This window comes from Streptomyces sp. NPDC085927 (genome assembly GCF_044540975.1).
Classification (GTDB): Bacteria; Actinomycetota; Actinomycetes; order Streptomycetales; family Streptomycetaceae; genus Streptomyces; species Streptomyces hirsutus.
Map to the genome: position 1 here is coordinate 273,185 of NZ_JBITSN010000007.1, position 12,161 is coordinate 285,345.

Annotated in this window: 11 protein-coding genes; all 11 read left to right on the forward strand. The window is 70.3% G+C overall.

The window, feature by feature from the left end; all coding sequences use genetic code 11:
• The first annotated feature begins 54 nt into the window (after positions 1–54).
• The 11 genes from pdxS to ACIF80_RS20990 all read left to right on the forward strand — a co-directional run bounded on the left by pdxS (position 55) and on the right by ACIF80_RS20990 (position 12,048).
• The gene (gene pdxS / locus ACIF80_RS20940) at positions 55–966 is read left to right on the forward strand and encodes a pyridoxal 5'-phosphate synthase lyase subunit PdxS (protein ID WP_399806591.1); all 912 of its coding nucleotides are present in this window, start codon (positions 55–57) and stop codon (positions 964–966) included.
• 9 nt (positions 967–975) lie between these two features.
• Positions 976–1,581, forward strand: coding sequence for a pyridoxal 5'-phosphate synthase glutaminase subunit PdxT (gene pdxT / locus ACIF80_RS20945; RefSeq protein WP_399806593.1), 606 nt, complete (start codon positions 976–978; stop codon positions 1,579–1,581).
• A 48-nt stretch (positions 1,582–1,629) separates the two neighbouring features.
• A complete protein-coding gene (locus tag ACIF80_RS20950) occupies positions 1,630–2,382 on the forward strand; it encodes a YebC/PmpR family DNA-binding transcriptional regulator (protein WP_399806596.1) in 753 nt (250 codons plus the stop codon).
• 201 nt (positions 2,383–2,583) lie between these two features.
• On the forward strand, positions 2,584–3,222 hold the full coding sequence (ruvC, locus tag ACIF80_RS20955; RefSeq protein WP_399806598.1) for a crossover junction endodeoxyribonuclease RuvC: 639 nt from the start codon (positions 2,584–2,586) through the stop codon (positions 3,220–3,222).
• Positions 3,219–3,824 carry a Holliday junction branch migration protein RuvA gene (gene ruvA / locus ACIF80_RS20960; RefSeq protein ID WP_399806601.1) on the forward strand — a complete coding sequence of 202 codons (606 nt, stop codon included), beginning with the start codon at positions 3,219–3,221 and terminating at the stop codon, positions 3,822–3,824. The genes ruvC and ruvA overlap by 4 nt, the downstream gene beginning before the upstream one ends.
• A 76-nt stretch (positions 3,825–3,900) precedes the next feature.
• Positions 3,901–4,971: a Holliday junction branch migration DNA helicase RuvB gene (gene ruvB, locus ACIF80_RS20965; protein ID WP_399806604.1), complete on the forward strand. Its 1,071-nt coding sequence runs from the start codon at positions 3,901–3,903 to the stop codon at positions 4,969–4,971.
• A 165-nt stretch (positions 4,972–5,136) separates the two neighbouring features.
• Positions 5,137–5,667 carry a preprotein translocase subunit YajC gene (yajC, locus tag ACIF80_RS20970; protein ID WP_399806607.1) on the forward strand — a complete coding sequence of 177 codons (531 nt, stop codon included), beginning with the start codon at positions 5,137–5,139 and terminating at the stop codon, positions 5,665–5,667.
• A 135-nt stretch (positions 5,668–5,802) separates the two neighbouring features.
• Complete coding sequence (gene secD, locus ACIF80_RS20975; RefSeq protein WP_399806609.1) at positions 5,803–7,599, forward strand: protein translocase subunit SecD; 1,797 nt, start codon at positions 5,803–5,805, stop codon at positions 7,597–7,599.
• 3 nt (positions 7,600–7,602) lie between these two features.
• Positions 7,603–8,721 carry a protein translocase subunit SecF gene (gene secF, locus ACIF80_RS20980; protein WP_399806611.1) on the forward strand — a complete coding sequence of 373 codons (1,119 nt, stop codon included), beginning with the start codon at positions 7,603–7,605 and terminating at the stop codon, positions 8,719–8,721.
• The gene (locus tag ACIF80_RS20985) at positions 8,718–9,266 is read left to right on the forward strand and encodes an adenine phosphoribosyltransferase (protein ID WP_399806614.1); all 549 of its coding nucleotides are present in this window, start codon (positions 8,718–8,720) and stop codon (positions 9,264–9,266) included. The genes secF and ACIF80_RS20985 overlap by 4 nt, the downstream gene beginning before the upstream one ends.
• Before the next feature lie 217 nt (positions 9,267–9,483).
• On the forward strand, positions 9,484–12,048 hold the full coding sequence (locus ACIF80_RS20990) for a RelA/SpoT family protein (protein WP_399806616.1): 2,565 nt from the start codon (positions 9,484–9,486) through the stop codon (positions 12,046–12,048).
• Positions 12,049–12,161 lie beyond the last annotated feature (113 nt).

The window sequence follows — 12,161 nt, forward strand, 5'->3', positions numbered from 1 at the left end:
TCACGTTTCCTCAGTACTGCAGAAACCCCCTCTTCGTCATCAGTGAGGTCACTCGTGTCCAGCACGCTCTCCGAAAACCAGGGTCCCGAGACCGGCACCGCCCGTGTGAAGCGCGGCATGGCCGAGCAGCTCAAGGGCGGCGTGATCATGGACGTCGTCACGCCGGAGCAGGCGAAGATCGCCGAGGACGCGGGCGCCGTCGCCGTCATGGCCCTGGAGCGCGTCCCCGCCGACATCCGCAAGGACGGCGGTGTGGCCCGTATGTCCGACCCGGACATGATCGAGGGCATCATCGCGGCGGTCTCCATCCCGGTCATGGCCAAGTCCCGCATCGGCCACTTCGTCGAGGCGCAGGTGCTGCAGTCGCTCGGCGTCGACTACATCGACGAGTCCGAGGTCCTCACCCCGGCCGACGAGGTCAACCACTCCGACAAGTGGTCGTTCACCACCCCCTTCGTCTGCGGTGCCACCAACCTCGGCGAGGCCCTGCGCCGCATCACCGAGGGCGCCGCGATGATCCGCTCCAAGGGCGAGGCCGGCACCGGGAACGTCGTCGAGGCCGTGCGCCACCTGCGGCAGATCAAGAACGAGATCGCCCGGCTGCGCGGCTTCGACAACCACGAGCTGTACGCCGCCGCCAAGGAGCTGCGCGCCCCGTACGAGCTGGTCAAGGAGGTCGCCGAGCTGGGCAGGCTGCCGGTCGTGCTGTTCTCCGCCGGCGGTGTCGCCACCCCCGCCGACGCCGCCCTGATGCGTCAGCTCGGTGCCGAGGGCGTCTTCGTCGGCTCCGGCATCTTCAAGTCCGGCGACCCGGCCAAGCGCGCCGCCGCCATCGTGAAGGCGACCACCTTCTACGACGACCCGAAGATCATCGCGGAGGCGTCCCGCAACCTCGGCGAGGCCATGGTCGGCATCAACTGCGACACCCTCCCCGAGACCGAGCGCTACGCCAACCGCGGCTGGTAGGCCCCGGGCATGAGCGACATCGTCACCGGTGTCCTGGCCCTCCAGGGCGACGTACGGGAGCACCTCGTCGCCCTGGCCGCGGCCGGCGCCGTCGCCAGGCCGGTGCGGCGCCCGGAGGAGCTCGCCGGCGTCGACGGCCTGGTCCTCCCCGGCGGGGAGTCCACCACCATCTCCAAGCTGGCCGTCCTGTTCGGCCTGATGGAACCCCTGCGCGCACGCGTGCAAGGCGGCATGCCGGTCTACGGCACCTGCGCCGGGATGATCCTGCTCGCCGACAAGATCCTCGACCCGCGCTCCGGTCAGGAGACCGTGGGCGGCGTCGACATGATCGTGCGCCGCAACGCGTTCGGACGGCAGAACGAGTCGTTCGAGGCGGCGGTCGACGTCAGGGGCGTCGAGGGCGGTCCCGTGCACGGAGTCTTCATCCGTGCTCCGTGGGTCGAGTCCGTCGGCGCCGGTGCGGAGGTGATCGCCGAGCACGACGGCCACATCGTCGCCGTCCGCCAGGGCAACGCACTGGCCACGTCCTTCCACCCGGAACTGACGGGAGACCACCGGGTGCACGGCCTGTTCGTCGACATGGCGCGCGGATACAGGGCGGCCGGATCCTTGTAGGATTCCTGCGTTCGTTGCAGGGATGGGTTACGCGAAGGAGACAGGCAGATGTCCGGCCACTCTAAATGGGCCACGACGAAGCACAAGAAGGCCGTGATCGACGCCAAGCGCGGCAAACTCTTCGCGAAGCTGATCAAGAACATCGAGGTCGCCGCGCGTATGGGCGGTGTCGATCTGGAGGGCAACCCGACCCTCTACGACGCCGTTCAGAAGGCCAAGAAGCAGTCGGTGCCGAACAAGAACATCGACTCCGCCATCAAGCGCGGCGGCGGTCTCGAGGCCGGTGGCGCCGACTACGAGACGATCATGTACGAGGGCTACGGCCCGAACGGTGTCGCGGTGCTCATCGAGTGCCTCACCGACAACCGCAACCGCGCCGCCTCCGACGTGCGCGTCGCGATGACCCGCAACGGCGGCTCGATGGCCGACCCGGGCTCGGTGTCGTACCTGTTCAACCGCAAGGGCGTCGTGATCGTCCCCAAGGGCGAGCTGACCGAGGACGACGTCCTCGCCGCCGTCCTGGACGCGGGCGCCGAGGAGGTCAACGACCTCGGTGAGTCCTTCGAGGTGCTCAGCGAGGCCACCGACCTGGTCGAGGTCCGTACCGCTCTGCAGGACGCCGGGATCGACTACGACTCCGCCGAGGCCAACTTCGTCCCGACCATGCAGGTCGAGCTGGACGAGGAGGGCGCCAAGAAGATCTTCAAGCTGATCGACGCGCTGGAGGACAGCGACGACGTGCAGAACGTCTTCGCCAACTTCGACGTGAGCGACGAGATCATGGAGAAGGTCGACGCGTAGCGCTGCCGCGTGCACGACGGTTCCGGCGGGCCGATGGGACACCTCCCCATCGGCCCGCCGCTCCTGTCAGTGGCAGCGGATAGCCTGGCACACGTCAAGGATCACCGTCCGCCGGACCGCAACCATCGATTGAGGAACCCCGACGGCGATCGACCAGGTCCGCGGGAGCGGCGGCGGATCAGCCGCGAAGAGGGGTGCAGGGTGCGTGTACTGGGGGTGGACCCGGGACTGACCAGGTGCGGTGTCGGGGTGGTCGAAGGGGTCGCGGGGCGACCGCTGACCATGCTCGGTGTGGGCGTCGTGCGCACGCCCGCCGACGCCGACCTCGGTCACCGTCTCGTCGCCGTCGAGCAGGGCCTCGAGCAGTGGCTGGACGAGTACCGGCCGGAGTTCGTCGCCGTCGAGCGCGTCTTCAGCCAGCACAACGTCCGTACGGTGATGGGCACCGCCCAGGCGAGCGCCGTCGCCCTGCTGTGCGCCTCCCGCCGAGGGATCCCCGTCGCCCTGCACACCCCCAGCGAGGTCAAGGCGGCCGTGACCGGTTCCGGGCGCGCGGACAAGGCCCAGGTCGGTGCGATGGTCACCCGTCTGCTGCGGCTCGACGCGCCCCCGAAGCCCGCCGACGCGGCAGACGCCCTCGCCCTCGCCATCTGCCACATCTGGCGGTCCCCCGCGCAGAACCGCCTCCAGCAGGCCGCCGCCCTGCACGCCTCGCGCACCGCCCCGCGCACGATCCCCGCGCGCACGGCCGCAACGAGGGCGTCCGGCCCGAGAACCCCCACAGCACCGAACCCCTCATCGAACCCATCGCCCAACCCATCGAAGGGGCGCACCGCATGATCGCCTTCGTCAGCGGCACGGTCGCCGCACTCGCCCCCGACACCGCGGTCGTCGAGGTCGGCGGCGTCGGCATGGCCGTCCAGTGCACGCCGAACACGCTGTCCACGCTGCGCGTCGGCCGGAGCGCCCGGCTCGCCACCTCCCTCGTCGTACGCGAGGACTCGCTCACCCTCTACGGCTTCGCGGACGACGACGAGCGGCAGACCTTCGAACTGCTGCAGACCGCCAGCGGCGTCGGCCCCCGCCTCGCCCAGGCCATGCTGGCTGTGCACGCCCCGGACGCGCTGCGCCGGGCCGTCGCGACCGCCGACGAGAAGGCGCTCACCGCCGTCCCCGGCATCGGCAAGAAGGGTGCCCAGAAGCTGCTCCTGGAGCTGAAGGACCGCCTCGGCGCACCGATGGGCACGGTGACCGCCGCCGGCCCCGTCACCGCGGGCTGGCGCGACCAGCTGCACGCCGCCCTGATCGGCCTCGGCTACGCGACGCGCGAGGCCGACGAGGCCGTCGCCGCCGTCACCCCCCAGGCCGAGGCGGCCGAGGGCACACCCCAGGTGGGCGCGCTGCTGAAGGCGGCCCTGCAGACCCTGAACCGCGCCCGCTAGCCCCGCACCGCCGTCCTCCCCCCGTGAGCCCCGCATCCCTCGTACCGCCCCGCCCCACCCGGCTAGGAGACTTTCAGTGAACTGGGACGACACGACCGACCCCCCTGCCGCCGAGCGGCTGGTGGGATCTGTCGCCGACGGGGAGGACCAGGCCGTCGAGGCCGCCCTGCGCCCCAAGGACCTGGACGAGTTCATCGGCCAGGAGAAGGTCCGCGAGCAGCTCGACCTGGTGCTGCGCGCGGCCCGCGCGCGCGGCGCCACCGCCGACCACGTGCTGCTCTCCGGCGCTCCCGGCCTCGGCAAGACCACCCTCTCGATGATCATCGCGGCCGAGATGGAAGCCCCCATCCGCATCACCTCGGGACCGGCCATCCAGCACGCGGGCGACCTGGCCGCGATCCTCTCCTCCCTCCAGGAGGGCGAGGTCCTCTTCCTCGACGAGATCCACCGCATGTCCCGGCCCGCCGAGGAGATGCTCTACATGGCGATGGAGGACTTCCGCGTCGACGTCATCGTCGGCAAGGGCCCCGGCGCCACCGCCATCCCCCTCGAACTGCCCCCGTTCACCCTGGTCGGCGCCACCACGCGCGCGGGCCTGCTGCCACCGCCGCTGCGCGACCGCTTCGGCTTCACCGCGCACATGGAGTTCTACGAGCCCACCGAGCTGGAGCGCGTCATCCACCGCTCGGCGAGCCTCCTGGACGTAGGGATAGAGGCCGACGGCGCCGCCGAGATCGCCGGCCGTTCGCGCGGCACGCCCCGCATCGCCAACCGCCTGCTGCGCCGCGTCCGCGACTACGCCCAGGTCAAGGCCGACGGGTGGATCACCCGGGAGATCGCCGAGGCGGCCCTGGCGGTCTACGAGGTCGACGCCCGCGGCCTGGACCGGCTCGACCGCGCGGTGCTGGAGGCCCTGCTCAAGCTGTTCGGCGGCGGGCCGGTCGGCCTGTCCACGCTCGCGGTCGCGGTGGGGGAGGAGCGGGAGACCGTGGAAGAGGTCGCCGAACCCTTCCTCGTACGGGAGGGACTGCTCGCCCGCACCCCGCGCGGCCGGGTCGCCACACCGGCGGCATGGACACACCTCGGCCTCGTCCCGCCCGGCTCCCGAGTTGCCGGAAACGGACAAGGGGACCTGTTCGGGGCGTGAGAGGGGCGGCATTGGCCACGCGAGGAACCCCGGTGCCATGCTGAGCGTTGTTCCCTGCGCGCGGACTCGCCTAGACTCCGCCGATGCCACGCCTTGTCGGCGGCATCACATACCCCCAACCATCAGGCCGTTCACCATCGCGGTCGTGTGAAGGAAGTCCGACCCGTGAGTCTCCTGACCCTCCTCCCGTTCATTGTGCTCATCGGGGCCATGTTCCTGATGACCCGGTCGGCCAAGAAGAAGCAGCAGCAGGCCATCGATATGCGGAACCAGATGCAGCCGGGTTCCGGTGTCCGCACGATCGGGGGCATGTACGCCACGGTGAAGGAGGTCAGTGACGACACGGTCCTCCTCGACGCCGGACCCGGCGTGGAACTGCTGTTCGCGAAGAACTCCATCGGTGCCGTCCTGACGGACGACGAGTACAACCGCATCGTTCACGGCATCGAGCACGACCTGAAGTCCGACGCCGATGTCGTTCCCGACGACGCCTCCTCCCTCACCGAGACCGACGACTCCGCCGCCGCCTCCGACGACGCGCCGGTCGATTTCGGCAAGAAGGACACGGCCGAGGTGGCCGACGCGTCCGCCGGCACCGTCGACGCCGAGCCGGCCGATGCCGGCACCGACGCCGCCGACAAGGCGAAGACGGACGAGCAGGCGAAGAAGTCCGACGGCGGTTCCGAGGCGAAGTAGTCGTGACCCGGGGTGCGCGGGCAGCACGGCCCGCGCACCCCGGGACATGCCCAGCTCGCGCGGAAGCCCGAGACCATGTCAAGGCCGCCCGCCCTTCGACCGGGCTCGAGGCGGCCCGAGAGGGAGTACGAGAAGGTGGCAGCACTCAAAAAGGGACCCAACGCGAGCGCCACAAGCAAGCCGTGGCGCTCGCTGGCCCTGATTCTGATCGCCATGGTGGCGCTCACCGGAGGGATGTTCGCCTCCGGACACAAGACTCCGCGTCTGGGTATCGACCTCGCCGGCGGCACCAGCATCACGCTGGCGGCCGTCCCCGAGGCCGGTCAGGAATCCGCGATCAACCCGACCAATATGGCGACCGCGGTCTCCATCATGGAACGTCGCGTCAACGGTCTCGGTGTCTCCGAGGCCGAGGTCCAGACGCAGGGTGACCGTAACATCATCGTCAACATTCCCAAGGGCACCAACTCGGAACAGGCCCGGGAACAGGTCGGCACCACCGCCAAACTCTACTTCCGTCCGGTCGTCACCACCGAACTCGCCGCGGGCGGAGCAGCCCCCACGCCGAGCGGCACCGGTGACGCCTCCGCCGAGGGTACCGAGGGCGACAAGGCCACCGACGGCGCGAGCGAGGAGGCCACGGACAAGACCGCCGACGAGGGGTCCCCGTCCGCCTCCACCAGCCCGTCGGCCGATGCCACCCTCCAGGGCCGTGCGGTCACCGAAGCCCTGAAGGCCGACACCACCCCCTCCGCGGCCCCCAGCGGTTCGGCCGAGGCCAGCCCCTCCGCGTCCGCGACGGACGGCGCCCCCGCCGAGGCGGACAGCAAGCTCCAGGCCCAGTACGCCGCGCTCGACTGCACCAAGGCGGACGTCCGCGCCTCCGCCGGTGACGGCACCAAGGCCACCGACTCGACCGTGGCCTGCGGCCAGAACTCCCAGGGCCAGTGGCAGAAGTACATCCTCGGACCCGCCGCCGTCGACGGCACGGACGTCGACGACGCCAAGGCGGTCCTCAACACGCAGACCGGTGCCGGCTGGACCGTCACCATGGACTTCACGGACAAGGGCAGCAAGAAGTTCGCCGACATCACCGGCAAGCTGGCGCAGAACCCGTCCCCGCAGAACCAGTTCGCCATCGTCCTGGACGGCGAGGTCGTCTCCGACCCGTACGTCAGCCAGGCCCTCACCGGCGGCAACGCGGAGATCTCCGGCAACTTCACCCAGAAGTCGTCCGAGGAACTCGCCAACATGCTGTCCTACGGCGCCCTGCCCCTGACGTTCCGCGAGGACAGCGTCACCACCGTCACCGCCGCGCTCGGCGGTGAACAGCTGCACGCCGGTCTCATCGCCGGCGCGATCGGCCTCGCCCTGGTCGTGCTGTACCTGCTGGTCTACTACCGCGGTCTGTCGTTCATCGCGATCGCCTCGCTGCTGGTGTCCGCGTCCCTCACCTACGTGATCATGGCGCTGCTCGGCCCGACCATCGGTTTCGCGCTGAACCTGCCGGCCGTCTGCGGGGCCATCGTCGCCATCGGCATCACGGCGGACTCGTTCATCGTCTACTTCGAACGGGTACGGGACGAGATCCGCGAGGGCCGCGTCCTGCGCACCGCCGTGGAGCGTGCCTGGCCGCGCGCCCGGCGCACCATCCTGGTCTCCGACTTCGTGTCCTTCCTCGCGGCCGCGGTGCTCTTCGTCGTCACCGTCGGCAAGGTCCAGGGCTTCGCGTTCACGCTCGGTCTGACCACGGTGCTCGACGTCGTGGTGGTGTTCCTGTTCACCAAGCCGCTGCTGACGCTGATGGCCCGCCGGAAGTTCTTCGCCGGCGGTCACAAGTGGTCCGGTCTGGATCCGAAGGCCCTCGGGGCGAAGCCCCCGCTGCGCCGCACCCGCCGCCACTCCGCCCCCGTCCAGACGAAGGAGGCGTGAGAGATGTCGAAGCTCGGTAGTCTCGGCGCCCGGCTGCACCACGGTGAGGTCGGCTACGACTTCATCAAGAACCGCAAGATCTGGTACGGCGTCTCCATCCTGATCACCGTCGTGGCCATCGTCGGCCTGGCGGTGCGCGGCCTCCACATGGGCATCGAGTTCCAGGGCGGAGCGGTCTTCACCACCCCGAAGAACATGAGCGCCTCGGTCGCCCAGGCCGAGACCTACGCGGAAGAGGCCTCCGGCCACGACGCCATCGTCCAGAAGCTCGGTGACGGCAGCCTGCGCATCCAGATCGCGGCCATCGACACCAGCACCTCGGACAAGATCAAGACGGCGCTCTCCGAGGACCTGAACGTCGAGGCGGAGCGGATCAACGCCGACCTGGTCGGCCCGAGCTGGGGCGAGCAGATCGCCAACAAGGCCTGGCAGGGCCTCGGCATCTTCCTGTTCCTGGTCGTGATCTACCTGGCGATCGCCTTCGAGTGGCGCATGGCCGTCGCCGCGTTCATCGCGCTGATCCACGACATCACCATCACCGTCGGCATCTACGCCCTGGTGGGCTTCGAGGTCACACCGGGCACGGTGATCGGTCTGCTGACCATTCTCGGCTATTCGCTCTACGACACGGTCGTGGTGTTCGACAGCCTCAAGGAACAGACCAAGGACATCACCAAGCAGTCCCGCTGGACCTACAGCGAGATCGCCAACCGTTCCATCAACAGCACCCTGGTCCGTTCCGTCAACACCACGGTGGTCGCGCTGCTGCCGGTGGGGGCCCTGCTGTTCATCGGTGGCGGTGTCCTCGGCGCCGGCATGCTGAACGACATCTCGCTGTCCCTGTTCGTCGGCCTCGCCGCCGGTGCGTACTCGTCGATCTTCATCGCCACTCCGCTCGTCGCCGACCTCAAGGAACTCGATCCTGCGATGCGGTCCCTGAAGAAGCGCGTCCTGGCCAAGCGAGCCCAGGGCACCGACACGGACGACGAGCCGAGGGACGTCCGGGTGCCCGACGACGACTACGAGAACGGGCCGGACGACGCCGCTGCCGTCGTCGGCCCGCGCGACCAGTCCGCGCCCCGCAGCCGCGGGCGCGGCCGACCTTCCGGAAAGCGCAGATGACCCCGATCACCGATATCCCCGCACTGCTGCTGAGCCGCATCCGGGACGTGGCGGACCACCCGGAGCCGGGTGTGATGTTCAAGGACATCACCCCGCTCCTGGCCGATCCGGCGGCGTTCACCGCTCTCAGTGACGCCCTCGCAGAGATCGCCGAGCGCACCGGCGCCACCAAGATCGTCGGCCTGGAGGCCCGCGGCTTCATCCTCGGCGCCCCGGTCGCCGTCCGCGCGGGCCTCGGCTTCATCCCCGTGCGCAAGGCGGGCAAGCTCCCCGGAGCCACCCTCAGCCAGGCGTACGACCTGGAGTACGGCTCCGCCGAGATCGAGGTGCACGCCGAGGACCTGACCGCCGCCGACCGCGTCCTGGTGATCGACGACGTGCTCGCCACCGGCGGCACCGCCGAGGCGTCGGTCCAGCTCATCCGCAGGGCGGGCGCCGACGTCGCGGGTCTCGCCGTCCTGATGGAGCTCGGCTTCCTCGGTGGCCGGGCGCGCGTGGAACCGGCTCTGGCCGGCGCCCCGCTGGAGGCGCTGCTCACGCTCTGACGAGCGCCGGGGACACCGTCCCGCCGGCGACGCAGCGCGCCGGACGGGCGTGACGGACACCGCGCGGGCGGGCACCGGGGGAATCCGGTGCCCGCCCCGTGCGTTTCAGGAGTGAACAATCCGCCCACCGGTCCGAGGGAGATCCGCAGGCACGGGATGGCTACCATGGGGGCTCCGGAACCTGATCTGGGGCCCGGATCGCGTACGAGGAGTCCTCTTGGCAGACGAGGCCCAGCACCTGACCGCAGACAAGCCCGAGTCCGGCTCGGCTGCCGCGGCCAAGCCCGTGCCGAGCACGCCCCACGCGAAGAACGACCCGCGCGGGCCGGTCCAGCACGCCCAGGCGGCCGCCGCGGACAAGCCCGAGCAGCCACGGCACAAACCGGCCCCCGCCCGAGCGGGCGGAGCCCCGTCGTCCGAGCGCTCCGCCCCCGCGGTCCGCCCCAACAGCGGACAGCCGGCCCGCTCCGGCTCCTCCAACCGCGTCCGCGCCCGTCTGGCCCGGCTCGGGGTCCAGCGCGCCAACCCGTACAACCCGGTGCTGGAGCCGCTGCTGCGGATAGTGCGCGGCAACGACCCCAAGATCGAGAACGCCACCCTCCGCCAGATCGAGAGCGCCTACCAGGTCGCCGAGCGCTGGCACCGCGGCCAGAAGCGTAAGAGCGGCGATCCGTACATCACCCATCCGCTCGCCGTCACCACCATCCTCGCCGAGCTGGGCATGGACCCGGCCACCCTGATGGCCGGCCTGCTGCACGACACGGTGGAGGACACCGAGTACGGCCTGGAGCAGCTCCGCCGCGACTTCGGTGACACCGTCGCCCTGCTGGTCGACGGCGTCACCAAGCTGGACAAGGTCAAGTTCGGCGAGGCCGCGCAGGCCGAGACCGTGCGCAAGATGGTCGTCGCCATGGCCAAGGACCCCCGTGTCCTGGTCATCAAGCTCGCCGACCGCCTGCACAACATGCGCACCATGCGCTACTTGAAGCGCGAGAAGCAGGAGAAGAAGGCGCGCGAGACGCTGGAGATCTACGCGCCGCTCGCCCACCGGCTGGGCATGAACACCATCAAGTGGGAGCTGGAGGACCTCGCCTTCGCGATCCTCTACCCCAAGATGTACGACGAGATCGTCCGCCTGGTCGCCGAACGCGCCCCCAAGCGCGACGAGTACCTGGCGATCGTCACCGACGAGGTGCAGCAGGACCTGCGCGCGGCCCGCATCAAGGCGACCGTCACCGGCCGCCCCAAGCACTACTACAGCGTCTACCAGAAGATGATCGTCCGCGGCCGGGACTTCGCGGAGATCTACGACCTGGTGGGCATCCGCGTCCTCGTGGACACCGTCCGTGACTGCTACGCGGCCCTCGGCACGGTGCACGCGCGATGGAATCCGGTCCCCGGCCGGTTCAAGGACTACATCGCGATGCCCAAGTTCAACATGTACCAGTCGCTGCACACGACGGTCATCGGCCCCGGCGGCAAGCCGGTCGAGCTGCAGATCCGCACGTTCGACATGCACCGCCGCGCCGAGTACGGCATCGCCGCGCACTGGAAGTACAAGCAGGAGGCCGTCGCCGGCGCCTCGAAGGTGCGCACCGACGTCGCCCCGGGCAAATCCGGCAAGGCCGACAAGGAATCCGCCGCCGTCAACGACATGGCGTGGCTGCGGCAGCTGCTCGACTGGCAGAAGGAGACCGAGGACCCCGGCGAGTTCCTGGAGTCCCTGCGCTTCGACCTGTCCCGCAACGAGGTCTTCGTCTTCACCCCCAAGGGCGATGTCATCGCGCTCCCCGCGGGCGCCACCCCGGTGGACTTCGCGTACGCGGTCCACACCGAGGTCGGCCACCGCACCATAGGAGCCCGGGTCAACGGCCGGCTCGTCCCGCTCGAGTCGACCCTGGACAACGGCGACCTGGTGGAGGTCTTCACCTCCAAGGCGGCCGGCGCGGGCCCCTCCCGGGACTGGCTCGGCTTCGTCAAGTCGCCGCGCGCCCGCAACAAGATCCGCGCCTGGTTCTCCAAGGAGCGACGCGACGAGGCGATCGAGCAGGGCAAGGACGCCATCGTCCGCGCGATGCGCAAGCAGAACCTGCCGATCCAGCGCATCCTCACCGGCGACTCACTGGTCACCCTCGCGCACGAGATGCGCTACTCGGACATCTCCGCGCTGTACGCGGCGATCGGCGAGGGCCACGTCGCCGCGCAGAACATCGTCCAGAAGCTGGTGCAGGCCCTCGGCGGCGAGGAGGCGGCCACCGAGGAGATCGACGAGTCGGTGCCGCCGGCCCGCGGGCGGGGCCGCAAGCGCCGTTCCAACGCCGATCCCGGGGTCGTGGTCAAGGGCGTCGACGACGTCTGGGTCAAGCTGGCCCGCTGTTGCACCCCGGTCCCCGGCGACCCGATCATCGGCTTCGTCACCCGCGGCAGCGGCGTCTCCGTCCACCGCAGCGACTGCGTGAACGTGGACTCCCTGTCCCGCGAGCCCGAGCGCATCCTCGAGGTCGAGTGGGCGCCCACCCAGTCCTCGGTGTTCCTGGTCGCCATCCAGGTCGAGGCCCTGGACCGCTCCCGGCTGCTGTCGGACGTCACACGCGTGCTGTCCGACCAGCACGTCAACATCCTCTCCGCGGCCGTCCAGACCTCCCGCGACCGCGTCGCCACCTCCCGTTTCACCTTCGAGATGGGCGACCCGAAGCACCTCGGGCACGTCCTGAAGGCCGTACGGGGCGTGGAGGGCGTCTACGACGTGTACAGGGTGACCTCGGCCCGCAACCGGACGTAGAGCGGCCACGGCGCACGGCAGGGACAAGCACGGACGGGGCCGGGGGGGGGGGGGGGGGGGGCGCGGCCCCCCGGCGGGGCGGCCCCCCCCCCCCCCCCCCCCCCCCGCGCCCC